This window comes from Cytobacillus firmus, assembly GCF_023715565.1.
Classification (GTDB): Bacteria; Bacillota; Bacilli; order Bacillales; family Cytobacillaceae; genus Cytobacillus; species Cytobacillus firmus_C.
In genome coordinates, this window is record NZ_JAMBOJ010000070.1 from 1 (window position 1) to 26,633 (window position 26,633).

The window sequence follows — 26,633 nt, forward strand, 5'->3', positions numbered from 1 at the left end:
ATTTAGGTTAAACTGTAATTGAGTCATAATTAATTCCTCCAACTTGTTTTTCGTAGCTGATAACATTGTTGACCAAAGGAATTAATTTGACTCATTTTCTTTTTACACAATTATATGGGCTTGACCGCTTGAGTCAGAAGCTAAGCCATATCCTATGGCTCGTCCATTCCTTCAGGCTTTCATCCACTTTTTTTAAATCTTTAATCTGCAAAAAAGTCACCTCAAGTTTGTTGTGCTTTTTTATGATATCAAGGTATTTTTATCACAGAAATTAGTTTATTATAACACTAATATTATATTTAAGGTGGAGTCGAACATGAAAGGACGTTCAAGGAGTACGGGGTTATTGCTGGTTATTTTCGGGGCTTCATTCTGGGGGATTGGCGGAACTGTTGCTCAAAAGCTTTTTCAGGAATTTGACATCTCTGTTGATTGGCTTGTCACAGCCCGGCTTCTGATCTCTGGTGTGCTGCTCTTAGCCGTTCAATTTTTACTGAAGGATCGCTCACAGGTGATTGGGGTGTGGAAGAATAAGAAAGCAGCTATTATGCTTTTGATTTTTGGTCTGGCAGGAATGCTGGCCGTACAGTATACCTATATGGCCTCAATTCACCATGGCAATGCGGCTGTTGCCACGCTGCTCCAATATATGGCGCCGGCTATGATTATCATTTATCTGGTCCTCCGAAAACAAACGGTGTTTTCAACGCAGGATTTTGTGACCGTTTCCCTTGCTTTGGCGGGATGCTTTCTTCTATTGACCAATGGTTCTGTTTCTCAGCTGTCCGTACCGGCACCTGCAATCGTATGGGGGGTTCTATCCGGTGTGGCACTGGCGTTTTATACGCTATATGCCGTTCCGTTGCTGAAAGAATATGATTCCCTTGTCGTGGTTGGCTGGGCGATGGTGATTGGGGGATTTGCATTGAGTTTTATCCACCCTCCATGGGAAATGGATTTTGGCAGCTTAAGCCTTGAAGCATACATGTATTTGGTTTTTGTTATTATTTTTGGAACGATGCTTGCGTTTTGGTTCTATATTGAAAGTCTCCAGACGCTGTCTCCTACGGAAACCAGTCTTTTAAGCAGCCTCGAACCGCTTGCCGCAGTATTTACGACGGTTATCTGGCTGAATGAACCATTCGGCTTGTTCCAATGGTCGGGAACTGCCTGTATCTTTGGCATGATTCTTCTGCTGGCCTTGGGTAAGAAAAAAACGGCAGAAACCAGTATTTCTTCTGAAAATGATGAACCATTGAGAGTTAGCTGAGAGCCAGTCCCTTTTCAAGGGGCTGGTTTTTTCATAATTATTTTGTCCACACTAAGCATTATATTTTCCTAAATTTATTTCGGTTGTTAAAATAAAGTCAATTCTTCATGAAGGAGATTATAAAAATGACCAATATACAAATTCCTGTTTCTGTTTTAAATCTTGCCCCTATAAGGGAAGGGAAGGATAGCAGGCAGGCCATCGAAGATCTAGTTGATCTGGCTCAGGCAACAGAGGATATGGGCTACAAACGCTATTGGATAGCGGAGCATCATAACACCCCGACACTTGTCAGTTCTGCCACGGCTATTTTAATAAAACATGCATTAGAACATACTAAAACGATTCGCGTCGGTTCCGGCGGAATTATGCTGCCGAACCATGCGCCATTAGTGGTTGCCGAGCAATTCGGCACCATGGCGACCATTTATCCGGATCGGGTCGATTTGGGACTTGGAAGGGCACCTGGCACAGATATGATGACAGCTAATGCGCTTCGCCGTTCAAAAAATGACTCTGTTTATACATTCCCTGAGGATGTGAAGCAGCTGATGACATACTTTGGTTCTTTAGAGGAGCAGAGTTATGTAAAAGCACACCCGGGTGTTGAAACGAACATTCCCCTTTATATTCTTGGTTCTTCGACAGATTCAGCCTATTTGGCTGCCGAGCTGGGGCTTCCATATGTGTTTGCTTCTCACTTCGCACCAAGATGGATGGAGGACGCCATCCGGATTTACCGTGCCAACTTTAAGCCTTCGCAGTATTTGGATAAACCATATATGATGATCTGTTTAAATGTCATTGCTGCGGAAACGGATGAAGAAGCTGAATTCCTGTCAACCACGATGAAACAGTTTTTCCTGAATGTTGTCAGAGGGACTTCCATGAAATTGAGCCCTCCGGTTGAGGATCTGGACTCTATCTGGAACCCAATGGAGAAGGAAGCGGCAGAGGGGATGTCAAGCGTCACCCTGATGGGCAGCAAAGAAACCGTCAAGGGTCAGCTGGAGCAGTTCCAGAGCATGTACAATGTGGATGAAATCATGGCAGTTTCTTATATTTATGACGAAGAAAAACAAAAACGGTCCTATGAGATATTGAAAGAAATAACAGACGGCAAATGAGCGGGGAAATATTCCCCGCTTTTTTAATGAAAAAATTTAACCGATAACGTCCTATCTCATGCTGCCTGCCACCAAACCACCGCTTGTCGGGCAAGGCCCTTTTCGCTTTTCATATTTCTCGGGAAAGCGCAGGATTAGACTATTATTGCGCTGGGTGGTCGTAACGTGGCTTTTATTGCCGAACAATGAAATTACATACTTAATCAATGGCTTCCTGTTTGTAAAGCGCAGGATTGGCTGCTGTATTCAAGCTCTGTGCAGAAGCCCACAAATTCGCGAGGAACCGCGGCATCATCTGCTGTGATGGAAGAGTGCCATATCTGGAGAAGTAAACAAACAGCTTTAAATAAGTTCTTGCATTATTCGGCAAGTGAATTTCCCTTGCGTAGTATTCGTTTTCTGTATAGGTGGCAAAAGAACGGGTTTCAAAGCCGGTAATAAACCTGGTGAATTCTCCTTTGTATTCATTTTGAATATAATGGATCCTTTTAATAATGGTGGGGTCATCTGAGCCATCATAATTAGCCAGTCTTGCCTGCTGGAATGCGGGGACAGATGACAGGTTATCAGAAAGTGCTAGTGCATGTCCGTACGCTTTGTCATGACCTTCATAAAGAGGCTGGATATCTGCCGTCTCCATTAAATCCACTAAACGCAATTTTTCATTCTTTAAATAGGGCGGCCTGAAAATTTGCCTGGAAAGCTTAAGTTCATCAAGTGAGTCACAAATAAATGAAGTGAAAAAATACCACTGGCCTTTATCATCCAGGCTAATTTCATAATCCTGCCCCTCAATTTCTATCCGGTAATCATTAAAGCAATCTATCCGGTCGAACGTAAAATCAAATTGTTCTTTTTTTTCTGCTGGTTTAAACCCATATGGAGTTTGAATCGGTACACAGATTTCTGAGAAGTATTGGTTTTTCATGCTGACTACACCTTACTTTACTTTTATTCTGTATAGAAAATACCCTGCCGATTTTTATATCATGCCAAAAAGAGAGGATAATTTTCATTGTTTTTATAATAATAATGAAAATCGAATGGAAAGGACATTCAGTATGAAAAAATGCATGTTTCTTATCCTCAGTCTCGCAGTGATCTGGCAATTGAATTGGAGCGATGCACTTGCCGAAAGTAATCCCCGCAAAATATATGATGTAAAGCAGGGGGATACTCTGACATTGATCGCAAATAAATATGGATCAACAGCAGGGGATTTGAAACTTTTTAATGGACTGCAGTCAGACAGGCTTTTAAAAGGGCAAAAGCTGCGTGTTCCCCTCACTTACAAAGTGGCACCAGGTGATACTCTCTGGAGGCTGGCAGAAAAATTTGATTCCAGTGTGCAGATTATTAAGGCAGCCAATGGGATATCTGTCGACGACCTGAAAGTAGGGCAGAAAATAAAAATTACTCCAAAGAAATTAGCCATGGATGGAAAGTTCGTCCTTATGACAAGAGAGGAATTCCGTGTTTGGATTTTCAATCAGAAATTCACAAGGAAAGTGGCCAAAGTTCAGCAGCATCACACCTATCAGCCATCATACAAACAGTTCAATGGCACCAATCATTTTGCGATCATGAAAGGGATGGAGGAGTATCATATAAGCGGTATGAAGTGGAGCATGATCAGCCAACAGCTGACCACTTTCCCGGATGGAAAGGTGGCAGTGGGAAGGCCGTTTGATATGGCGCCTGAAGGATCATTTGGCCTGCAGAATAAAGAAGCGATGCATAGGATCGAGGAAGATGCGATAGCAATCGAAAATGTTGGTGATTTTGACTCGAATCAAATGACGGCTGAACAGAAAGAAACGATCGTGACTGTCACAGCTCTCTTGATGCTGAAGTACGGCCTGGCGCCATCGATTGACAGCATCACCTATCACCATTGGTGGGATATAAACTCGGGTGAGAGGGTGCTGGATAACAGTCATGGTCATGCGGTGAAAACCTGCCCTGGAACCGAATTTTTTGGTGGGAATTCAACTGCAAGTGCAAAGAATAACTTTTATCCTCTGGTCAGGAGTAAAATGCAGGAGATCAGAGCAACACTGCATTAACAGGAAAAACCCGCACCAAATGCGGGTTTTCAGTCATTATAAAAAATTTGGGAGAGCTGGAGAGTTATCAAGATTTAACAAAGGGGGCAACTAGAGATATTTCTCAAGACAAGCGATATGTGGATTCTGAAAAAGTAAGTGATCATTATGCAATCATTTTGACGGAAGAAAAGGTAAACCCGCTTACTTTGCCAAAAGGGGGAACAACAAATATATGACCTAATTGCTAAATCCATTATTGCCGCACACTATCTAGATTACATTTATGATACTACTGGAATCATTATTACGGTTGCAGAAAAGTTTGGTTTTAGAAGCAGCGATACTCTCGTTAAAGAAGAGGGGTGGAAAAAGATATATAAGGGGCTTTCCACAAATTCGGCGGAGGAAGAGATTCAGTTGCCAGATATAAAAGAAGGGGAAGTCGGAACAATGCTTTCAGGTCAAATTAAAGCTGGATCAACAAATCCCCCTTCTCGTTTTTCACTAGGAGACTTGATTAAAATTATGTGTAATCCTGCCCCATATTGCGCTGATAAAGAAGATTTTAAGAACTCTGAGTTGCAGCTGGGAACGGAAGCAACCAGGAGCGGCATCGTATCTATTCTAACCAAGCGGTATGTAAATGTAAGCAAAAACCTAGTTTATATGCTGCCCGAGGGCCGTGTCTTAATTGAAGCTTTAGGGGAAAACAACTATCTAACTTCTGTATTAACCAGCGGTAGGATGGAACGTTATCTAAAACAAATCCAAAAAGGAGAAGGTTCTGTTTCCTCCTTCGTTAAGAGAACGGAAGACATAACGAAAGAAATAGTTGAAAAACTTATTAAGGATGCCGATTCTTGGAATTTTATTGAATATGCCAATGATATTCATAAAGCTGAAGAAGTAGATCTATGTAAAAAGTGCGGTGCACCAGTTTTAGAGCGTGAAACGTTTTACGGTTGTAACAACTTTAAAAAGACAAACTGTGATTTCAGAATAAGCAAGGTTGTCGCGGAAAGCCGATCAGTAAGGAAAACATAAAGAAATTGCTTACTACTGGCCAAACCTCTTTAATAAAGGGATTTAAAAGTCAGAAGAAACCAGATAAAATGTTCGAAGCCTTTTTAGCCTGGGATGAGGATAAAAACAAACTTATATTTAAATTTCCGCAGTAAGAGGATAGGAGGAATAAAAATGAATTCAGCCCTGCTAAAAGAGGAGAGTGAAAAATAGGCGAAAGATACTCTGGCAACAATATTGGTTAGCATTAATGGGCGAAAAATTCCTCTTTCCCAGATTGTCATTAGCCATGATAAAGCATATGAATTAGCATGGTCCGACAACTGCAATAGCTAATCCAATGACCACTGAACCTAGAAAACCAGCCGGTTTATTTTTAATAAGAAGTTTATGCTCCTTCATCAAAAGTTTTGGTTGAAGGAGCCCAGTAGTAATTAATCCAAAGACCACTATTAAAATAGCACCAATTTGTCTAATTAAATCTCCATATTGAAAGTACCAGGACTCTAATCGCTCCTTCTGCTGTTTCGAATCCTAGAACTAAATAAATGATTGAAAATCCTAACAAAAAAAATAATGTATGAAAAATTACTTTGTGCTGCCCCTTTAATTCACCACTTTGTATTTCCACAACATTATTCCTGTAATATATGATAAAAATGCAGGATACAGCGGGTAGCTCTTGCAAAGAAACTTTTATTTTTTGGTATCTTACAAATATACCCTAATTTAAGTGGTAAATGAGTATAGTGAGATTTATCTATGCTCAATTTTTATTTTATTAGGGTCTTCTATTTTTAATGAATTTTTTGCTATCATAAATTTTTAATCCGTAAGATCCTAACCTTAGTTATTTTGTTATACGGGGTTATCCAGAATGTTGTAAGAAGAGAGTCAGTGTATTATATTAACTTCGAACCAATTAATGGGTTTTTAGTTTGGTAATATTCTCAAAATATATTATCCCATAGCTAACCCTATACTAAGATAGTGTAAGTAATTTAAAAAATAATAATGCAAAAACAAGGTTATCGTATACCTATTAATTTTATCGATATGGACCCCTGGCGCACTCTAGCCAGGGGTTCAATATTTATCAGCAAACCCGCTTTTAGTTCATTTATTTATACTAATAAATACTGAGTATGGTCGTCACAAAGAATATATCAATAAAACAGTGCAATTCTTTGAATTTTACAGAGTATCTTTTGAGCTTAAAACACGGGAAACATATAAGATCAGAAATAGCTGATGAAACTTTTTTGACTAAAAAATGGGGCTATACTGCAGCTCTTGCTCTGTTGCCGTATGCGATTTTAAAATCGCTTTGGGCATGGGATTAACGATAGGACTTACAACAAAACAAGCTGTACAAGATGTAGCAGGGTTTGGAGATACATTAAAGGAAGGACCTGCTTTTCTATATACGTTATATACTAACGGAATAGACTTCACTGCTATCTTGGCGATACTGGCATCTTTATTTGCTTTAGCTTTCGTGACTTCCTGGGGGGGAAAAACTGCCAAAATGGTTATTACTCATATCAGGATGGTCAGTTGGGATAGCGACAGTTTTAATTAGTTTCATGACAGCTCTTCAATTTTTAGGAATGCTTCCAAAAGGATACACAGAGGGGTTAGCCTTATGGGTGTATGTGGTAACGTACGGAGGATTGTTCTTATGGGGAGTAACTATATTTATTGCGACTCTGTCGTTCCAGCATCGGATTAAAAACAAAAACCCCCAAATGGGGGGTAGGATAATTTGAAGAATAAATAATATTACTTGCATTTTGATTGAAATTTAAAAATTAACTCGTCCAAAATCTGACTATTTTTTATAGTCTCAGGATGTTTCAATCTTTTTTGATACCAGTTTCAATTAGTGCACTTCTAAAACATTGAATTTTGTTGCTAAGCTCATTGCACAAATCACACATTAATTTGCTCCTTTTAATGATAAGAGTCCAGGAACAATTATTACAGACTAAGGGGAAATTATGAATGTTTTCGACAAAAATAGTGTATAACCGACAAAATAATAATAATAGAAAAGACAAACCTAAAAATTCAGTAGGGAAAATTGAAAAGTAGTTGAGAAAGATGTTGTTGTAACGGGTGCTTTGATCCAGGGAGGCTTAAGCACCTTTTTTATTGTTCCTTATTAAACGAACGGGGCAGGTTAGTTCAATAAGAGTCTATTCTGTAATATCACATTAGACACATATTGTGCATTAAAAATGTTTTATGATATATATATAAAGCGCTCTTAATTTGAGCACTTATTTATTAAGCAATTGAAAATATCTTTAGTTCTGTTTATCAAAAAACAATTGATATCCATATAGGAATAAAGAGTGAGTCATAGTTACAATAATATGATGTATTCGCGTGAATTTACCATAATTCAAAAAATTCATTTTTTCTAAAATGGGTATTATTCCAAGAGTATATACAAGATTGTTTATCAAGTTGATTAAAAAATATAAACGAAATTTATCAAAGGTTAAATGGAAAATCCATAAACTAGATATTTATTGAAATATACGTGAAATTGTGAAAGATTGTACTTAATGCTATCGGAGGTTAATTAAATATCTCATCTTTGTCGAGAATCTCAAAACCCGCACCAAATGCGGGTTTTTTCATCTTTTTTTCTTCTTTTTATCAACTTCTGCTGCCAGCTTTGCTTTATTAACACTTTCAAGCTCTACATGTACATGAATCTTACTTTCCTCTACTGACGTGACACTGGTTACTTTGCCTTTGCGACCTTTGATTCTGATCTCTTCTCCTTCATTTGGTACACTTTTTCGAAGCTGATTTAATAAAACATTTTTCCCATCAAGATAATACACCGTAAACATTCTCATCTCACCCTTGTCTATGGAATGTGGTACAAGTTCCAGTACCATTTCTATAAAATATAGACTAAGGGATAAAAATAGACCGGTTTTTTTATGACTTTGTTAAATATTAATGGTGATTTTACAAATTTAAGAAGGAAACCCTTATTTGACGGACTTAAACAAAAGCACCTTTGGCTTAACAATCAATTTAGTACAACTATATATCACCTTTAATACAGACTAAAAAAGGCCAACATTTACAAGATTAAGATAAGTATTTTAAATATTTCGTTAAAAATTCAGATAGAATCTGGTTATTTTTAAATAAATATAGGATTATATAAAAAAAAGATATAATTCTTGTAAATTTACTTATAAGAGGTATTTATGTCATGAAATAAGAAAATGACTTTTTCTGGGATTTTATTAAATGGATCGGTAAGATGTAAAGTCATTGAATAATAATAAGGAGATATTTAATATGGTAAAAAGAATTTTAGTTCTAATTATTTCTATTATTATAAGCTTTACCACCGTGGGTTGTAGTAATGTCGCAAACAATAATGATGATATTAATTCAGAAAATGAACACCAAGTAGTAAAAGAGAGCCCGCTATTCGAATCTGGTGGATACACTTTGATTGGAGAAGAAGGACGTTTAGGTTTTATTTACGATGACAGCGAGAGTCTTAGATTTTATCCGAATAAAACACAAAAGTATATGTGGCATTTTTGGGGAGATGACGAAGAGTTTAATGGAAACCTTAAAGTGACTGCTACTAATGAGAAAGAAGAAGAGAAAATAACAGTGGTAGAAGGTGGACTAGGTGGTGCTCATAACGGAGCAGACCGACATGCTCCATCTAATATGTCATTACCAAAGAGCGGAATGTGGAAATTAGATGCCTATATTGGAGATAAACTTTTCGGAACGGTGTTCGTTAAAGTTCATAAGGAATAATACGGCTCCCGAGGTGGGGAGTTCTTTATCATTTCTTCAACACTATACTAAATCGTGCTATACAAGCAGCCCACACATACCTTTGGTCGGCAGGGTGTGGGCTACTTTTGTATCTTTTCGATTAAGGTATCCACGAGTGTAATAAGTGGCAATACGAAAGTTGCGGTAGCTAGATCAGATCCACCATTCAAGGTCTCACCTCCTTTCTTCGGGGGGAGTGTTGATCGACACCCTGTAAACTAAGATAACCCCTCCCGACATTGGGAGTGGTTATTCGCTTATTTTTTATTTTGATACTTTTTCATCGCTGTCATAGCTTGTTTCATATGATCCACAGCCTGCTCGATAAGTACAGCATCTTGATTATCGATGCCTTATACATCTTATCTTTACTCTGCTGGTACTCATTTACCATGTTCAATTGAAGCTGATGCACTTCCTGAAGAGATGCAGGGACCTTTTTATAATCCTTGATGGGCTGAAGTTCGATCAGCAGCAACTCCCAAGCCGCCAGTAAGAACTTAAATATATAGGCAAGCTCGGCTGAGCGCAAAGAAAATCTTGCTAAGCGCACAGAAATATCATTATTCGCACACAAATTCGTGGTATGCGCACAGAAAACATGGTTATCCGCACATAAATCAATCAATGAACCATTTGCTCGGTCTTTTGATACTTATTAATAAGCTAAAAACATGGAAATCAAGAAAATCTCACAGAAAAATCTTTGAATTAACATGAATTTGCATAATGAGCACAAAGATATCCGCCTAACTCGGATATCTTTATAGATTTTAAAGCTGTACTTATGTTTGCTTTTCTATATTTAGATTAGCAATTCCTCATTTATACACTGAGTCCATATTGAAACCTCTAATAAGCGTTACTTCACCGTCTCCACTCCGCACCCATTATTAATTTTTTGAATACAATTAATCATACGTCAGCTAAGGAGTATGTTATGGACAATCAACTAAAAGAGGTCGTCGGAGCCGCTTTAGCTGCCATAGGTACAATCATGTCTGCTGTTTCAAACATACCCGCAACATCAGAAAAAACGGATAAATTATTTAAGGGTCTTAATATAGTTGGAAACACTCTGCAGGGAACAGGCAACGCACTCCAGGCGGACGGGCAAATAGGACCTTCGCTTGAAAGGATCGGCAATGAGATACAGGCATTTGGCAACAGTACTGTTATTGCTGGATTAACCATAGACCTGGAGGGTGAAAATGGAACGAAATTAGTAATCACAGGAGACTGGATGCAGGCTCTTGGATCAGCGACTGCACTTGGAGAAGAATTGGAAGATCCCACTGCAGCTGGCCAGGCATTTAATATAAATGGCAACCTTCTTCAATCTATCGGAAATTCACTTCAGGCAATTGGAGGTACCGCCAATCTCAAGGAAAAAAAGAGAGGCGGACCAGGAAATAGCTTTAACAAAATTATTGCGATTGGAAGCTGGATACAGGCAGTTGGATCCGTCTTATCCCTAATCGGTGTACTAAAGAGCGAAAACCAGGAACCTGAAAATGAGAGCAGCGAGGAAACCCGTGGACCAGACTCAATATCTTCTGTATGGCTAAATGAAGAACTTTTGTAGAGAGGGGTACGCATGTATCTAGACGGAGATGAGCTATTAACAATTGGAGCGTATTTACTAGTAGTGGGTACATTGATTTCTGCCGTTGGTGAAACTATAAATCCAGATGAAGACAATCTCAATAAAAAATTGATACGTAACGGAAATGGAATCCAGGCGGTTGGAAACAGCTTTCAGGGATTTGGAAGAATTCATTTAGCCGAAGGAAATAAATATACAGATTTATATGGCATTGTAGGGAGCTTTACACAGGCAGGCGGAAACTCAATCAACACCGCTGCAAACAATATCGAAATTCAAAATCCTTCAGTTTCTGTCTCAGGCTTCAATGCACTGGGAAGTACGATTCAATCCATGGGTGCAGCCTTGGAAGCGGAAGCTGTTGAATACGGGGAAAATCAATTACTCAGCAGTTTGGAAGCACTTGGCTACTCATTAATTTCGATATCGGCCATTCTTGATGCTGTCGGTATTCTGATAGAAGATGAACAGAGTATCAAAAAAAGAGTCTTGCTGGCTACAGGGGGATGGCTGGAATTCACCGGTGCGACTATTAACGCATATGCACTGATTAAGTCAGCTGAATAAACACGATTTTAGTAATAAAAGGATTTATCAACGTGATATCAGTTGATATTTGTCGACTATCAAAGTGCTAGCATCTGATAAAATTGTGCTATTACGTCGATTTCTGATGAAGATCCTGCCAAAAAACAACCTGGAAAAATACATCTCCAGGCTATTCTTCAAGTTTTCATTACACCACTTCAAATAAAACAGCAACACCGACGCCGCCTGCACTTCCAATGGCAGCAAGTACATATTTGCACTCAGATCTTCTTTGTACTTCATTAAATAATTTTGTCACCATTACAGCTCCTGAAGCTCCATAGGGGTGGCCAATTGTTAAAGCCCCTCCATTAACGTTCAGTTTTTCATAAGGAATAGATAACTCATTAGAGCAAGCTGCTATTTTAGAGGAAAAAGCTTCATTAATTTCAATTAAATCGATATCGTCGATTGTTAGGTAATGCCTTTCCAAAATAGCTTGGATTGCCGGAACAGGGGCAGAGCCCGGATAGTTGGGATGGACACCGGATACTTCACTATCAGCAAAACGCAGAATGGATTTGTATCCATTTTTAATTGCTATTTCTTCCTCCATCACCAAAACAGCAGCAGCCCCGTCATTAATGCCGCAGCTGTTGGCTGCTGTTACAGTACCATCCTTTTTAAATATTGGCTTGGCTCGTTTTAAAAGAGTATCCATTTTTCTCTTTTTAAAAAACTCTTGATCATGTGAAAGGCTCCCAAAGGGAATCAGCTCGTCTGCCAGTGTTCCGTTTTCAAATGCATTCCAGCTCCGTTCATAGCTTAATAGAGCATAGGCATCCTGGGCTTCTCTTGATATGCTGTACATTTCAGCAACATGTTCCGCGGCGGCACCCATTTCCGGATCTCCAATATTGTCTGGTGAGAAACGCGCTCTTTTTGTAAAGGGGGAGGTGCTCGCACTTTCCGTACCACCTGCTATAAAACAGGTACCCGCACCTCCCTGGATAAGATGGCATGCCAGCCGAATGGCTTCTAACCCGGCACTGCATTGCCTGTCTATGGTTAAACCCGGAACGGACAGAGGGAGTCCTGCTTCCAATGCAGACAAGCGGGCGATATTGCCGCCAGGTCCCACAACATTGCCTAAAATGACATCATCAATTTTTTTCTCCATGCCCTTAGCCAGAAAGCTTAACAAAGGGGCAGCCAGCTCATGAGGCTCAAAGTTCTTCAGCATGCCATTTACTTTTCCAATTGGTGTTCGTTTAGCTTGTACTATCACCGCTCTCTTAATGGCTGATCACCTTTCTTTCGATAGAATCCTTCAGTTGGGCACGGGCGATTTTTCCGCCTGCTGTGTATGGCATTTCTTCAGTGAAAATCCATCTTCTCGGAACTTTATAAGAAGCTAAATGTTCTTTGCAAAGGCGTTTTAATTCAAGGGCAGTTGTGCTGCCTTTTATGACCGCAGCTGCAATTTGCCCCCAATAAGGATCCTCCAGACCTACCACTGCAGCCTCCTCAACATCCGGGTGTAAAAGGATCACTTTCTCAATTTCTTCCGGGAAGATATTAATAGCTCCATATAAGATCATGTTCTTTTCCCGTCCGCTTATATATAAATAGCCCTTATCATCCACGTATCCCATATCATCAACAGTTGCCCAGCCCTCCTTATCCTGTATGCTACGCAGTATGTTATTTATTAGGTATCCATCAAAAATAAGTTGGCTCCTGACAAATATTTTGCCAATTTCATGTGGAGGAAGCTTTCTGCCGTCTGAATCTCTAATTTCAATTTCAACTCCATGGCATGCCTTTCCGACTGATCCAGCTGCATCATCATCCGCAAGAAACGTCACATAGCTCAATTCACTGGCCCCATAAAATTCAATCATAGAAAGACGGGGGAATATTTTGCAGATTTCCAGCTTCGATGCTTCATCCCATTTCGCACCTGAAGAACAGATCTTAATCGGTTTCTCTATGATCCTTTTTTCTCTTAAAATAGCAGAAACCATCGTTGGAACTGTATAAAGGGTGCTGATAGGGTGCTCCGTGATACATGAGAGAACCTGGGCTGCACTGAATTTTTCAAGTAAATGAACCGTTCCGCCTGTACAAAGGGTACTTACTGCTCCATATAAAAAGTGAGAGTGGATGAGTGCTCCTGGAATCAGGACATTTTCCTCTTCACTCATACAAAAATCATGAGTGTTCACCTCGAAGCTTGCCGCCCAAGATTTATGGGAACGGATAAATGCTTTAGGGCTTCCCGTGGTGCCGGAAGTAAAGCCCATATAAAACGGAGGGCTGCTCTCCGAGTCTATCAAAAACGAAGCTCTTTGAGCGCTGATATTCTCCAGGGCATCATTCCAGATGATAACGAAAGGGTGAAGGGGGGCAATTTGATCATAATATTCTTTATCAGTGATTACGATGGAAGGGCTGGAAATTTCGATCCGCTTTCTAAGTTCTTCAGCCTTCCATTTTAAGTCGAAAGGTACTGCCGTCCATCCAGCCATGGAGGCACCTGTGAATAATTGCAGAAAAGGGATTCCATTGGGCAGAAGGATGGCGGCAGTTTTATTAGAAGCAGAAAAGGAATGTAGCCAGTTGGCCGTTTTGCTGATAAGAAAGCTCCACTCCTGATAGCTTACAGTTTGGCTTTTTGTTATGATTGCTGGCTTGTTTGGAGATTGTTCAGCAAATTTTTTAATATTGGATGTAATATTCGTCAATGGTTTTTCTCTCCTTATGGAAAAGGAGACACATTAAAGTGTCTCCAGAGATTTAGAAAATTGTTTATTGATAATAGGATGCTTCATTAGCCTGTATACCAGGAGCGATGCGAGAGTCGCTTTCAATACATCCCCCGGGATATAGACCAGGCTAAGTTTGATTGCCTCTGCGAGAGGAATATTCATCATAAAGGCCTGAACAGGGATTCCAAATAGATAGATGAGGAAGATGCCAGCAGTCAGGTTGATTAGCAGGATATTCATTAATTTTAACGTTTTGAAATGTGAGAGTAAATATCCAATAACAAATGCTGTAAGCGGATAGGAAATCAAATATCCTGCACTGGGTCCGAAGAATACACCGATGCCGCCGCGGCCTCCTGATAATAGTGGTGCGCCTGCAGCAACCAGAAGCAAAAATACGCTCATGCTGATTCCGCCAAGCCGGGCACCTAAAATACCTCCGGCCAAAAGGACACCAAGTGTCTGCAAGGTAATTGGAACGGGTGTAAAGGACAGCATGATAGGAGGAACAAGACCGAGTGCTCCCATTACTGCTGCAAATAAGGCCACGTATGTCATCTCTTTAACTTTCATAATACCTCTCCAATTCAGATTAATAGGTTAACTGTTTTAATTTTATGGTTAACATAGTAGTTTGTCAACTTGAGAATCAGGGTGGTTTACAAAAGGTTTTCTGACCGGAAACTCCATCAGTATGGAACAAACATAGGTGTTTATTTTTACTAATAAAATTCCCGGGTAACAAAATATTATTTTTGCGGCATGAATAAGATTTTATTGCTTGTAATCGTCAATAACTAGGTACTTTTAATATGCATTAAAGCTGGTATATTAAAAGTAAATAATGATGAAGGAGCAATCATAAATGCAGGAACAGAGCAGCAATACTTTTTGGTTTCCTGGACGCTGGATAGGAGGACTATCCTTAATTATTGGACCATTCTTATTTTTAGCGGCAGCTCTCCTCAGGATACAATTTCATTTTTTCTATGACGCACAGCTTGCAGCTTACGCTAACCACCCTAAACTTATTACCGCCGCTTACAGCTGCTTTGTGCTGGGCTGCCTCTTTCTCTGGCCCGGTATCATTACCCTGGTAAGATTCATTGGGATGAAACACCCCGCTATAGCAATATGGGGTGGTATGTTTACGTCTGGGACTAATAGGCCGGGTTTTTCATTGCGGTATCGATCATTTGGCCTTCCAGCTCGTCAATGTGCAAAGTCTTGAACTTGCAGCAAAAGCTGTAAGCGACTCCTATCAAGCCTTCCATATCATCCGCTATTTTAATGGAATGATGATGTTTGGCTGGCTGCTATTGGCAATCGGTGCTTATCGGTCAGGTTTAATGGGACTCATTCGCTCGGCTGCATTGGCCACTATGTTTTTTCTGCCTTTAGGAACCCTTAAAGGTACGAGATTCGAGTCTCCATTTCTAATACTCGGACTCTGCATAGCCTTGGTTCCACTCGGCATCCAAGTGCTGAGAGAAGGTCCGCCTCCATCCCGCAAAGCAATAATCTGGACTATTGCATTAGTCTTGGTACAGATCATTTTTATTGTACTTTCGATACTGTTCCCAGAGTTTATGCGGCGTTAATCTTGAGAGCAATGATCGGTGCTTTTTAAAGCTATGTTTATTGACAAATGATGACTTTGCATTCGCCAAAACCATTAGATACTGAGGTATCAAGATTAGTTATAGAACGTTTCACTAAATAAATACAAGTTGACAGGTCGGAATAGTAGGTAATATAATGTGTATAACTAATTCTGAGGGAGGAACAGATTATGACTGAACATTATCCTGTTTTGGACGGTGCAGAATCATTCTACTATGAAGGCAATGAAATCGGGATTCTGATCACACATGGTTTTCTGGGAACTCCCCAGAGTGTACGGTTTTTGGGGGAGTCATTTGCCAATCTTGGCTATACGGTCTATGCTCCACGGCTTAAAGGTCACGGCACCCATTATAAAGACATAGAAAATACCACTCATGAGGATTGGTTTGCGGAAGCAGAAAAGGGTTATTTATTCCTAAAAGAAAGATGCAAATCTGTTTTTGCTGCAGGCCAATCGATGGGGGGAGCCCTGACTCTTTGGCTGGCAAATAAATATCCTGAAATTGCAGGTATTGCATTAATAAATGCTGCATTAAGGGTACCATGCTATGAATATTTAAAAGGAAAAACAAATCCAAGGTATCTGGATGAAGGTGCACCAGATATAAAAAAAGAAGGAGTAAAGGAAATTACGTACGGGAAAGTTCCTGTCCGCTCCATCTTTGAATTGCAGAAAATCATGGAAAAAACACCAGACATACTGCCGTCCATTAAAACACCTGTAATAGGCTTTAAATCATTGGAGGATCATGTTGTGCCTGCAGAGTGTACGGATTTTATTCTGGAGAAAATCGGCTCCATTGACAAGAAAGCAGTACCTCTCTATAACTCCTATCATGTGGCTTCTATGGACCATGATAAGGAAGAGATTATTAACATTATCCAACAGTACATCCATGAAAATATCGCATGCAGCTTGTCTCTTGTGTAGTTAGAGTTTATTCCATGAAGGAAGAATTAAAAGAGCCAATTTTTGGCTCTTTTCCACTTTTAATAAACCAAATTATGTTAAACTATTTTCTTATATAAGCCATAATTCAGAATAGGAGAGTACTCAGTGTGCTGATTCAAATCAATAAACAGCTGGAGAAAATGATGCCATTGATTACTCCAATAAGCGTGGTTCTTGGAGTTGTGCTGGCAGGATATATTAAGGATTTTGCTTTTATCATTCCATGGGTTTTTGCATTTATGACATTTTCGGGCAGTCTCAACTCGAGTTTTAGTAGTTTAAAGGAAATTATTCATCATCCAAAACCGCTTTTTCTCATTTTGACTATGCTTCATATTATGATGCCTCTATTTGCCTGGAGCACAGGCACACTTGTGTTTGGTGATGATTCTTTCACCATTACCGGACTGGTTTTGGCCATGGCCATCCCGACTGGCATATCAAGCTTTATTTGGGTATCCATTTATCGCGGCAATATCCCGCTGACATTGTCCATTATTCTGGTAGATACCTTTCTTTCACCATTTATTGTCCCCCTTATTTTATCGGTATTCTTTCAAAAATCTGTCCAGATTGATACTGTTCCGATGATGGTGGGTTTATTTTGGATGATTGTTCTGCCTTCTTTTCTTGGCATGCTCTTTAATCAGTTTGCAGGAAAAACCGCTCAAGCACTAAGCAGCCGTCTTTCACCTTTTTCAAAGCTTGGCATGGCCATAGTGGTCATTCTTAATGGAGCGGTGGTTGCCCCGTACCTGAGGGAGATAAATCTTAAATTAATTATTATTGGGATTACGGTATTTTGTGTGGCATCTATGGGCTATTTGATGTCTTTTATTATCGCAAATTTACTGAAATACGATCAAAGCACAATTGTTGCTGTTACGTTTAATGGCGGGATGCGGAATATTAGTGTCGGCTCCGTTCTGGCGATCACTTATTTCCCGGCACCCGTAGCCGTTCCAGTAGTAATCGGGATGCTCTTTCAGCAGGTATTGGCGTCACTCTTCGGGGTAATCATGAAGCGTCATTTCAGAAGGAGGGTTCTGCAGGAAGGGCATAATAGTAAAATTTAAGATGCATTTTTGCAGATTAGCAGCAGAACGTATGCAAGATGCAGCTTTCTGCACAAAAACTATGTTATCTGCACACTTAAGGGCTATGCGCACATAAAAATTGTTATCCGCACACAAAAAGGGGTATGCGCACATAAAAATTGTTATCCGCACACAAAAAAGGCTATGCGCACATAAATAATGTTATCCGCACACAAAAAAAGGCTATGCGCACATAAAAATTATTATCTGCACACAAAAAGGGCTATGCGCACATAAAAATTGTTATCCGCACACAAAAACGCGCTATGCGCACATAAAAATTGTTATCCGCACACAAAAAAGGGCTATGCGCAAATAAAAAATTTTTTTGATATAAAAGAGCGCCATCAAATGCAGATTTCCTTAATAATATTGCCAGTAATGCAGTAAATTACTTAAAAATCATCTGAAAACAGGGTTGAACCCCGCTCATATCGGGTAGAATATCGGGGGTATATCGCCGGCATTGAAATTATCTTAAAAAAAAGTTATAATAAGACGTTGTTAACACTACCGAGGGGGAAGTTTTTTTGTCAATCGAAATTGGAAGCAAGGTACAAGGAAAAGTAACAGGTATTACAAATTTCGGAGCTTTTGTTGAGCTGCCAGGCGGCACAACAGGTCTAGTTCACATCAGTGAGGTAGCGGACAGCTATGTTAAAGATGTGAATGACCATTTAAAAGTTGGCGATGAAGTAACTGTTAAAGTGCTTAGTGAGAAGGAAGGCAAAATTGCCTTGTCCATCAAAAAAGCAGTGGACAGACCGGAAGGCCAATCTTCTTATACACCGCGCCCACCGCGCCAGGGAAGAGATGATCGCCGCGGCGGCAGTGGTTCAAGAGATTTCCGTTCAAAAGGAAACTTTAAGCCGAAAGAAAGCTTTGAAGACAAAATGGCAAAATTCTTAAAATCGAGTGAAGAAAATATTTCTTCATTGAAACGCAATACTGAAGGAAAGCGGGGCGGCCGAGGCGGACGCCGCGGATAATCAGCCCTTTAGATAATGGGAAACTTCAATCAGAAGGGAAGTTCCCTGACTGATTGTTCGTGATCCTGTGATAAAGGCAAGCCCTAATAGGCTTGCCTCTTTTCGTTTATATTTCAATTATAATCGGCAAAATCATTGGTTTACGCTTTGTTTTTTCAAATAAGAACTGCCCAAGTGATTTTTTGATGCTCTGCTTGATGACATTCCACTGGCTTTTATCCTGCTCAGGAAGATCGTTGACGGTTTTTTCTGCAATCCGATTTATGTCTCTCAAGAGGTCTTCGGATTCCCGTGTGTAAATAAAGCCCCGGGAGATGGTATCAGGCTTTGATATCATTTTGCGTTCCGTCTTGCTCATGGTCAGTACGATCACTAGCATGCCATCTTCGGAAAGCTGTTTTCTGTCACGGAGCACGATGCTGCCAATGTCACCGACACCCACTCCATCTACATACGTATCTCCGGCAGGCACTCGTCTTGTCTGGCGCGCTTCTCCGTTCACAATATCCACTACATCGCCATTTTTAATGATAAAAGTGTTCCCTTCCTCAACACCAATTGATTCAGCAAGCAATTTATGATGATGAAGCATTCTGTATTCACCGTGAATTGGGATAAAATATTTCGGCTTCATCAATGTGAGCATTAGCTTCAAATCCTCCTGGTAGCCGTGGCCGGACACATGCATTCCTGTTGAGCTGCCTGAACCATAAATTACTCTGGCACCCAATTTAAACAGGTTATCAATGATTTTAGAAACATCCCGTTCGTTCCCTGGGATTGGGGAGGCAGCCAGAATCACGGTATCTTCAGGATGAATCTCAGCGTCACGGTAATTGCCTGCAGAAAGGCGTGAGAGGGCAGCCATCGGCTCACCCTGACTGCCCGTACATAGGATGCATATCTTTTCAGGGGCCAGATGCATGGCTTCTTTTGGATTAATAATCATTCCCTCGGGCACGGTCAGATATCCGCGTTCGATCGCCACTTCCACCACATTCACCATGCTTCGGCCGAGCAGGACAAGCTTTCGGTTCGCTTTGATGGCTGCAGCCACGACCTGCTGGACACGGCTCACATTGGAAGCGAATGTGGAGATGATGATTTTGCGGGGAGCTTTCATGAATGCTTCCTCAATGTTCTCCCCAACAATATGCTCCGTAGGCGAGAAGCCGGATCGCTCTGCGTTTGTACTTTCTGATAGAAGCGCAAGAACTCCTTCCCGGCCGATTTCAGCCATCCTGTGGATATCAGCATGCTCCTGATTGACTGGAGTTAAATCGAATTTAAAATCACCGGTATGAACGACATTTCCCTCTGGTGTATTAAACACAATTCCCAGACAATCCGGGATGCTATGATTCACCTTGAAAAAGCTGGCACCTATTTCACCAAAATTCAGGCGGGTATCCGCGTCGATGGTAATGAGCTCTGACTCACGCAACAGGCGATGTTCCGTTAATTTTAATTCAATCAGCCCAAGCGTAAATCTCGTCGCATAGACCGGCATATTGATTTTTTTGAGGAGATAGGCAACCCCTCCAATATGATCCTCATGTCCATGCGTCACAACCAGACCCCGTATTTTCTCCTTGTTTTCCTCCAGGTATGTAATATCAGGAATAATTAAATCTATCCCCAGCAGGGTTTCATCAGGAAATTTTCCTCCGGCGTCTATCACGATAATATCGTCATCATATTGAATCACATACATGTTTTTCCCAATTTCATTGATCCCGCCAAGAGAAAAGAGGGATAACTGCTTTCCGTTTGACTCCATATGTAGATCCTCCCGTTAGTCTTTTTTCTTAGTATTCCCGATTGAGTGTACATTATCATGGGATAGCACTTTAACGGTAAAATTAGAATTTTACTCCTTTAAATCAGCAAATTTATCATTGACATAGAATACAGAAGCATGCATAATAATTCTAATCTTATGAAAATATCAACAGCATTGACAGGGAATCAGTAAATAGAACTCAGGCAAGAAGAGAGCGGGATCCACCGGCTGAAAGATCCTGCAGCCTGCAAAGCTATTGAACCTAGCCCTTGAGCTGCCAGGCAAACCTGGCCGCATTCCTGCGTTAAAGGATTTTCAAAGCGGGCACTTGCAGTGTAAAGTGCCAATGAAGGTGGTACCGCGAAAGACAAAGCTCTTCCGTCCTTTTTATAGGGATGGGAGGGCTTTTTTTTACATCCTGCTCCATGAAGCAGGGGAATGCTTAGTAAAGGAAGGGTGGTGCCCTGTGAAGAAGGAACGCATTGTGGTGAAAATCGGAAGCAGTTCGCTGACGAATACCAATGGCGGATTGTGCATGGAAAAATTGGAGGAGCATACAGCTGCCCTTTCGCGCCTGAAGGAGCTTGGGCATGAAATTATATTAATTTCATCCGGAGCAGTTGCTGCAGGGTTTATGGATCTTGGTTATCCTTCGCGCCCGGTGACTATTGCCGGAAAACAGGCCGCTGCCGCAGTAGGTCAGGGGTTATTAATGCAGGGATATACGGAGGAATTCAAAAAGCATGGCATCGTTGCAGCGCAAATGCTGCTGACAAGGCAAAACTTCCTGCATAAGGAGCAGTATCAAAATGCATATGCTACATTGACCGAACTGTTGAAGCGGAATGTTCTGCCGATTATAAATGAAAACGATTCTGTGTCGATTGAGGAGCTGGCCTTCGGTGATAATGATATGCTGTCGGCCCTTGTGTGCGGGCTAGTACAGGCACAGCGTCTGATAATCCTGACAGATGTGAATGGAATATATGACTCCAACCCGCGAACAAATGCAGAAGCCAAAAAATTCAATTTCATAACAGAAATATCCGAGGATCTGATGAAGGCTGCCGCAGGGTCAGGCTCAAAGGTCGGAACCGGCGGAATGGTGACGAAGCTTTCGGCTGCAAAGACTGCCCTGGCACTCGGTGTACAGGTTTTCATTGGCGTAGGTCTTGGGGAAGAAAAGCTGATAGAGATCCTCGAAGGCAAAGGGGATGGGACTTATATCGGCACCAGCTCTCAGCCGAGTGTTAAAACTTCCAAGCAGTGGCTTGCGCTGCACTCTATCCCGAATGGGAAAATTGAAGTGGATTACGGAGCTGCACAGGCCATTTTAACACAGGGAAAAAGCCTTCTGCCTGCTGGTGTTACCGGCATTTCAGGCCATTTTCATATTCGGGATGTCGTGGAAGTGATTGGACCGAAAGGGGATTTGATCGGAAAAGGGCAGGTTAATTTCTCATCTGATGAACTGCGGGCCGTTAAAGGGCTTTCCAGCTCGGAAGCCATGCAGAAAGCGGGGAGTGACCGCCGGGTTGTCATACACCGGGATCACTGGATAAGCCAAAAAAGAAGGGAGAAAAGTTCATGGAATTAGCACTGAAAGGAAAAAAGGCTAAAAATGCCGCAGCAGAGCTGGCGAAAAAATCGACACAGCAAAAAAATCATGCATTGGAACTCATCTCACAGCAGCTGATGCAGGAGAAGGATTTTATCTTAGCCGAAAATGAAAAGGACCTTGTGGCTGGAAAGAATAATGGAATGAGCGAAGCTTTACTGGACCGTCTGCGGCTAACTGGAGCACGGCTTCAGGATATGGCAGACGCACTTATTCAACTTACGAGGCTGGATGATTCAATTGGAGAGGTCTTATCTTCCTGGGAGCGGCCGAATGGGCTCAGCATCACACAGGTCCGGGTACCGCTTGGTGTTGTTGGCATGATCTATGAAGCCCGCCCAAATGTTACGGTAGATGCATCGAGCTTATGCCTGAAAACAGGCAATGCGGTCATGCTGCGCGGAAGTTCGACAGCAATTCACTCCAATAAAGCAATTGTGAAGGTTATCCACCATGCCCTTGAAAAAAGCGACTTGCCGTCTGATGCTGTCCAGCTTATTGAGGATACAAGCCGGGAAACGGCTTCTCGGATGTTCAAACTGAACGAATACCTGGATGTCCTGATTCCACGTGGAGGGGCGAAGCTGATTCGGACAGTTGTTGAGAATTCTACAGTTCCGGTACTTGAGACAGGTGCTGGCAATTGCCATATCTATATTGATGAAAGTGCTGATAAGGAAATGGCGGTTAGCATTGCAGTTAATGCGAAAACACAGCGCCCGTCCGTCTGCAATGCGTGCGAGACAATTCTTGTTCACAGGGAGTGGGAGGGTCTTAATGATCTTGTAAATGCTCTAAAGGAAAAAGGGGTTGTGATACATGCAGGTGAAGGTGTTAGCGGGGATGAGATCATTCCGGCTTCTAAGGAGGATTGGGCTAGGGAATATTTAGGACTGGAAGTCGCCTTGAAAGTGACGGACAGCGTGGATGATGCCATTTCACATATCAATCGCTACGGAACAAGACATTCTGAAGCGATTATTTCGTCAGACCCGGAAAATGTGGAGAAATTCCTGAATGAAGTCGATGCAGCTGCAGTTTACCATAATGCATCCACACGCTTCACAGATGGCTTTGAGTTTGGTTTCGGCGCTGAAATCGGAATCAGCACCCAAAAGCTTCATGCCCGGGGTCCAATGGGTCTGCCTGCTCTGACTTCAACAAAATATATAGTGAAAGGGACCGGGCAGGTGAAGAAATGAACGAAAAATTCAGGGGCAGTTTCTGATCATGACAACAGCAGAATTGCCCTTGCCGGTAAAATAATGATATCGTTTTTATCATAATTGATGCTAAAATAAAAGAAAAAACACTTAAAGAGGACTATATGAAAAAACATACTGGTCAAATTTCACTTGTGCTTATTTCTATTTTATTTACATCATACCAATCTATTTTTCATCAGGAAAAATTTCTTTCCTTTGATTTTTTTCTATTTACATGTATTGCCTGGTTTGTAGGCTGGCAGTTTGATAAGACCAGGTATTATGCAGAAGAAGTGCAGGCCAGAAAGGAAAGCTATAAATTGCTCTTGGAATCACTTCCGGTTTCTGTGCTAATACATAAGGACTATAAAATATTATACGCAAACGCCACTGCTGTCAGTGCTTTGTCGAGATCGGGTACCGTTTCATTAGAAGGATTGTCCTTGCTTGATCTTATTGAGCCTGACTACAAGAACCGATTTCATCAACGATATCGGCACATAACGGCAGAGAAGGAGCTTTTCAACAATACGGAATACATGATCAGACGCAATGACGGAACAAAGAGCTATTTTGAAGTCTGCTCACGCATTGTGGACTTTGAAGGAACAGAAGCCATCCTTTCGATCGCAACAGATATTTCCGATAAAAAAGAGGAACAGGAAAACCTTCTGCAAAAATCGGAAAAGCTTGCACTTCTTGGGCAGATGGCAGCCGGCATCGCCCATGAAATCCGAAACCCGCTTACATCAATCAAAGGCTTTGTTCAGCTTTTCAAATCAAGCAGCAAAAAAGACGAGTATTTCGATATTGTGCTGTCGGAATTGGATCGTATAAATGGGATTGTCGGCGAGTTTTTAGTGCTGGCCAAGCCGGCGGCAAACATTTTTGAAAAAGAGGATCTAACAAAATTAATCAATGAAGTCATTCTCTTGAGCAATACCCAGTCCATTTTGAACAATGTAGAAATTAACGTGGAAAACAACCTTCACGCCCCTATGGTTCACTGTGAAAAAAACCAATTGAAGCAAGTTTTCCTGAATATCATTAAGAATGCAATGGAAGCCATGCCAGGCGGTGGCCAATTAACCATTAAAGTCTTGAAAAAAAATTGCAATACGGTTTGCATTCAATTCATCGATCAAGGGATAGGAATTCCAGAAGACCGGATTTCAAGTCTGGGTGAACCGTTCTATACAACGAAGGAAAAAGGAACCGGACTGGGTCTTATGATTTGCTATAAGATTATCGAAAACCATAACGGCACTTTAACGATCGAAAGTAAAGTCGGGGAAGGCACGAAGATGGAAATTGAACTTCCATATGAGAATGACATGATGAATGAAGAAGGAATAGAAAATAGAATCACCGTTCTTAACTAGTAAGCTGGCAGTGCATAAAAAATGCGCTGTCTTTTTTTGGCCGCAGCAAAAGGACAGGTTGCATAGAATGTTATAATGATAGTAAATATATTTAATACGGTGATTATAGTGTTATATTTCCTTTTACTCGGTTTTCTTTTTGTGGGGACAGTTTTATTTATCATCCTTAAAAAAATTAATATCCATACAGCTGCTATGGCCGCCGTAATGGCATTCGGCATTGTAACACAGGGGGTTTTGCTCAATTTCTTCGGAATGCCTTTCTTTTTGGGAAGCTTCGGCAAGATTCTGAGTATAGCAGATTTAGCATTATGGCTGGCTTTCCTTGTATCCATTGGTTTGACTATCTTCAAGGGTGAGTTCAAAATGCTGCATTATGCTAATCCTATTAATCGTTTTGGCATTGGAACCTGGGTGGCCGGCACTTCAATATGCGGAATTATATTCTACAGGCAATTTGGAGCAGGTGCGGAAGCTCAGGCATTGGCTATTCTGAATGGAGGTTTATGGTGTTTTTATATCTGGATTAGCCTGTTGGGCTTCAAGGAACTCAGATCATCACCTTTTGGCCGGCAGGCACATGGTGTTCTCTTGCTGACCACCGTGAGCACACAATCACTTGTGCTCCTGTTTAATACGGTCTTTCATGAGGTGCCTGTCATTTTGAATGCGGCTCTTATTTTTACTGGATTTCTTTTTTATTTTATCAGTGCGTGGTTTATCCTGAAGCGATATGCAGTTCGCGGCTGGAATGTTGCGAAGGACTGGAATAACACCAATTGCATTTTACACGGTGCGCTATCAATTAGCGGCCTTGCCATGTATAAATCAGGTTTCGCTGACGGATCTGCTGTTATGTGGTTTTGGCTGGCAGTTTTCCTGGTCTTTTTAATCGTCGAGGCTGTTGAACTCATAAGGCTCGGCTTGCGGATTCGTTTTTATGGCTTTAGAGAAGGCATCTTCACTTACGATGTGACACAGTGGAGCCGGATCTTTACTTTTGCGATGTTCTTTACATTTACCTTTTTCATCGAGAGTCCTTTACAGGCTATCATCCTGAATACAGGCATTTGGATCATTTTATTGTTATTGGCAGTAGAATTATATTTATGTGCAGAATCATTAAGAAGAAAACAGGTCCAGATTCCTGCTGCATTCAGTAAGGAAACTTCGGTCTAAGTGCTGAACGCACATAAAACTTTTTATCCGCACATAAAAAGTACTTATCCGCACATAAATCTGGCTTTGCGCACAGAAATTCACGCTATCCGCACAGAAATTGATCCCAGCACGGAGATTTCCATAAGAAAATGAAAAAAAGAGCCATCCGCATGCAGTTTTGCAATCGGCTGGCTCTTATTAAGAAGAAAACAGGTCCAAATTCCAGCTTCATTCAGTAAGAGACTTCGATCTAAGTGCTGAACGCACATAAAATTCTTTATCCGCACATAAAAAGTGCTTACCCGCACATAAATCTGGCTTTGCGCACAGAAATTCATGCTATCCGCACAGAAATTGATTCCAGCAGGGTAATTCCATAAGAAAAAGAATAAAACAGCCAGTTGCATGCAATCTTGCTATGCGGCGGGTTCTTATTAAGAAGAAACAGATCCGAATTCCATTCATTCAGTAAGGAAACTTCGGTCTAAAGGTCAAGCCCATATAATTGTGTAAAAAGAAAATGAGTCAAATTAATTCCTTTGGTCAACAATGTTATCAGCTACGAAAAACAAGTTGGAGGAATTAATTATGACTCAATTACAGTTCAACCTAAATC

General features: G+C 41.0%; 26 protein-coding genes, 1 pseudogene and 1 other annotated feature. Of the genes and pseudogenes, 18 read left to right on the forward strand and 9 right to left on the reverse strand.

The window, feature by feature from the left end; translation table 11 throughout:
- Positions 1-316 precede the first annotated feature (316 nt).
- Both M3205_RS21480 and M3205_RS21485 read left to right on the forward strand, forming a co-directional pair.
- The gene (locus M3205_RS21480; protein ID WP_251171751.1) at positions 317-1,270 is read left to right on the forward strand and encodes an EamA family transporter; all 954 of its coding nucleotides are present in this window, start codon (positions 317-319) and stop codon (positions 1,268-1,270) included.
- 125 nt (positions 1,271-1,395) lie between these two features.
- Positions 1,396-2,397 (forward strand): LLM class flavin-dependent oxidoreductase, encoded by a 1,002-nt coding sequence (locus M3205_RS21485; RefSeq protein WP_251171752.1) that lies wholly within the window; start codon positions 1,396-1,398, stop codon positions 2,395-2,397.
- A 51-nt stretch (positions 2,398-2,448) separates the two neighbouring features.
- Here the strand turns inward: M3205_RS21485 and M3205_RS21490 are convergent, their stop codons facing one another.
- Positions 2,449-2,604, reverse strand: a complete 156-nt coding sequence (locus tag M3205_RS21490) for a hypothetical protein (protein ID WP_251171753.1) — start codon at positions 2,602-2,604, stop codon at positions 2,449-2,451.
- Positions 2,597-3,325, reverse strand: a complete 729-nt coding sequence (locus tag M3205_RS21495; RefSeq protein ID WP_251171754.1) for a hypothetical protein — start codon at positions 3,323-3,325, stop codon at positions 2,597-2,599. Before M3205_RS21495 ends, M3205_RS21490 begins: the two co-directional genes overlap by 8 nt.
- 256 nt (positions 3,326-3,581) lie before the next feature.
- Here M3205_RS21495 and M3205_RS21500 point away from each other — a divergent pair, with 256 nt between their 5' ends.
- From M3205_RS21500 to M3205_RS21520, 5 genes and pseudogenes are all read left to right on the forward strand, one after another.
- A complete protein-coding gene (locus tag M3205_RS21500; RefSeq protein ID WP_251171773.1) occupies positions 3,582-4,463 on the forward strand; it encodes a LysM peptidoglycan-binding domain-containing protein in 882 nt (293 codons plus the stop codon).
- Between the two features lie 47 nt (positions 4,464-4,510).
- Positions 4,511-4,681, forward strand: coding sequence for a hypothetical protein (locus M3205_RS21505; RefSeq protein WP_251171755.1), 171 nt, complete (start codon positions 4,511-4,513; stop codon positions 4,679-4,681).
- 19 nt (positions 4,682-4,700) lie between these two features.
- Positions 4,701-5,489 (forward strand): DNA topoisomerase, encoded by a 789-nt coding sequence (locus M3205_RS21510; protein WP_251171774.1) that lies wholly within the window; start codon positions 4,701-4,703, stop codon positions 5,487-5,489.
- A gap of 5 nt (positions 5,490-5,494) precedes the next feature.
- On the forward strand, positions 5,495-5,623 hold the full coding sequence (locus M3205_RS25975) for a topoisomerase C-terminal repeat-containing protein (RefSeq protein WP_396106208.1): 129 nt from the start codon (positions 5,495-5,497) through the stop codon (positions 5,621-5,623).
- 1,053 nt (positions 5,624-6,676) lie between these two features.
- Positions 6,677-7,237 (forward strand): annotated as a pseudogene (locus M3205_RS21520) (hypothetical protein).
- Between the two features lie 13 nt (positions 7,238-7,250).
- Here the strand turns inward: M3205_RS21520 and M3205_RS21525 are convergent.
- Positions 7,251-7,328, reverse strand: coding sequence for a Spo0E family sporulation regulatory protein-aspartic acid phosphatase (locus M3205_RS21525; protein WP_251171775.1), 78 nt, complete (start codon positions 7,326-7,328; stop codon positions 7,251-7,253).
- 785 nt (positions 7,329-8,113) lie between these two features.
- Entirely contained in the window at positions 8,114-8,335 is a 222-nt protein-coding gene (locus M3205_RS21530) for a hypothetical protein (protein WP_251171757.1), read from the reverse strand.
- A gap of 463 nt (positions 8,336-8,798) precedes the next feature.
- Here M3205_RS21530 and M3205_RS21535 point away from each other — a divergent pair, with 463 nt between their 5' ends.
- Entirely contained in the window at positions 8,799-9,278 is a 480-nt protein-coding gene (locus M3205_RS21535) for a DUF4871 domain-containing protein (RefSeq protein WP_251171758.1), read from the forward strand.
- 322 nt (positions 9,279-9,600) lie between these two features.
- Here M3205_RS21535 and M3205_RS21540 read toward each other — a convergent pair whose 3' ends face one another.
- Complete coding sequence (locus tag M3205_RS21540; RefSeq protein ID WP_251171759.1) at positions 9,601-9,777, reverse strand: hypothetical protein; 177 nt, start codon at positions 9,775-9,777, stop codon at positions 9,601-9,603.
- Between the two features lie 462 nt (positions 9,778-10,239).
- Here M3205_RS21540 and M3205_RS21545 point away from each other — a divergent pair, with 462 nt between their 5' ends.
- Positions 10,240-10,884, forward strand: coding sequence for a DUF6944 family repetitive protein (locus M3205_RS21545; protein ID WP_251171760.1), 645 nt, complete (start codon positions 10,240-10,242; stop codon positions 10,882-10,884).
- Between the two features lie 12 nt (positions 10,885-10,896).
- Complete coding sequence (locus tag M3205_RS21550; RefSeq protein ID WP_251171761.1) at positions 10,897-11,472, forward strand: DUF6944 family repetitive protein; 576 nt, start codon at positions 10,897-10,899, stop codon at positions 11,470-11,472.
- Positions 11,473-11,641: 169 nt separating this feature from the next.
- On the opposite strand, the gene M3205_RS21555 is transcribed toward M3205_RS21550, so the two are convergent.
- From M3205_RS21555 to M3205_RS21565, 3 genes are read right to left on the reverse strand one after another with little or no spacing between them, the layout of a single operon-like run.
- Positions 11,642-12,733 carry an acetyl-CoA C-acyltransferase gene (locus M3205_RS21555; protein WP_251171776.1) on the reverse strand — a complete coding sequence of 364 codons (1,092 nt, stop codon included), beginning with the start codon at positions 12,731-12,733 and terminating at the stop codon, positions 11,642-11,644.
- Positions 12,729-14,180 carry an AMP-binding protein gene (locus tag M3205_RS21560; protein WP_251171762.1) on the reverse strand — a complete coding sequence of 484 codons (1,452 nt, stop codon included), beginning with the start codon at positions 14,178-14,180 and terminating at the stop codon, positions 12,729-12,731. The genes M3205_RS21555 and M3205_RS21560 overlap by 5 nt, the downstream gene beginning before the upstream one ends.
- 33 nt (positions 14,181-14,213) lie before the next feature.
- A complete protein-coding gene (locus M3205_RS21565) occupies positions 14,214-14,777 on the reverse strand; it encodes a biotin transporter BioY (RefSeq protein ID WP_251171763.1) in 564 nt (187 codons plus the stop codon).
- Positions 14,778-15,400: 623 nt separating this feature from the next.
- On the opposite strand from M3205_RS21565, the gene M3205_RS21570 reads away from it, so the two are divergent.
- The 4 genes from M3205_RS21570 (at position 15,401) to M3205_RS21585 (ending at position 18,868) form a co-directional block, all read left to right on the forward strand.
- A complete protein-coding gene (locus tag M3205_RS21570) occupies positions 15,401-15,805 on the forward strand; it encodes a hypothetical protein (RefSeq protein WP_251171764.1) in 405 nt (134 codons plus the stop codon).
- A 191-nt stretch (positions 15,806-15,996) separates the two neighbouring features.
- Positions 15,997-16,761 (forward strand): alpha/beta hydrolase, encoded by a 765-nt coding sequence (locus M3205_RS21575; RefSeq protein WP_251171765.1) that lies wholly within the window; start codon positions 15,997-15,999, stop codon positions 16,759-16,761.
- A 128-nt stretch (positions 16,762-16,889) separates the two neighbouring features.
- A complete protein-coding gene (locus M3205_RS21580) occupies positions 16,890-17,858 on the forward strand; it encodes a bile acid:sodium symporter family protein (protein WP_251171766.1) in 969 nt (322 codons plus the stop codon).
- 551 nt (positions 17,859-18,409) lie between these two features.
- Positions 18,410-18,868, forward strand: coding sequence for a S1 domain-containing RNA-binding protein (locus M3205_RS21585; protein WP_251171767.1), 459 nt, complete (start codon positions 18,410-18,412; stop codon positions 18,866-18,868).
- Between the two features lie 106 nt (positions 18,869-18,974).
- On the opposite strand, the gene M3205_RS21590 is transcribed toward M3205_RS21585, so the two are convergent.
- Positions 18,975-20,648 (reverse strand): ribonuclease J, encoded by a 1,674-nt coding sequence (locus M3205_RS21590; protein ID WP_251171768.1) that lies wholly within the window; start codon positions 20,646-20,648, stop codon positions 18,975-18,977.
- 168 nt (positions 20,649-20,816) lie between these two features.
- Positions 20,817-21,040, forward strand: a binding site (T-box leader).
- Positions 21,041-21,117: 77 nt separating this feature from the next.
- Between M3205_RS21590 and proB the strand changes: the two genes are divergently transcribed.
- From proB to M3205_RS21610, 4 genes are all read left to right on the forward strand, one after another.
- Positions 21,118-22,248 carry a glutamate 5-kinase gene (gene proB, locus M3205_RS21595; RefSeq protein WP_251171769.1) on the forward strand — a complete coding sequence of 377 codons (1,131 nt, stop codon included), beginning with the start codon at positions 21,118-21,120 and terminating at the stop codon, positions 22,246-22,248.
- Complete coding sequence (locus M3205_RS21600; RefSeq protein ID WP_251171770.1) at positions 22,239-23,471, forward strand: glutamate-5-semialdehyde dehydrogenase; 1,233 nt, start codon at positions 22,239-22,241, stop codon at positions 23,469-23,471. Before proB ends, M3205_RS21600 begins: the two co-directional genes overlap by 10 nt.
- 125 nt (positions 23,472-23,596) lie before the next feature.
- Positions 23,597-24,856: an ATP-binding protein gene (locus M3205_RS21605; protein WP_251171771.1), complete on the forward strand. Its 1,260-nt coding sequence runs from the start codon at positions 23,597-23,599 to the stop codon at positions 24,854-24,856.
- 141 nt (positions 24,857-24,997) lie between these two features.
- Positions 24,998-26,035: a TDT family transporter gene (locus M3205_RS21610; protein ID WP_251171772.1), complete on the forward strand. Its 1,038-nt coding sequence runs from the start codon at positions 24,998-25,000 to the stop codon at positions 26,033-26,035.
- Positions 26,036-26,633: the final 598 nt, after the last annotated feature.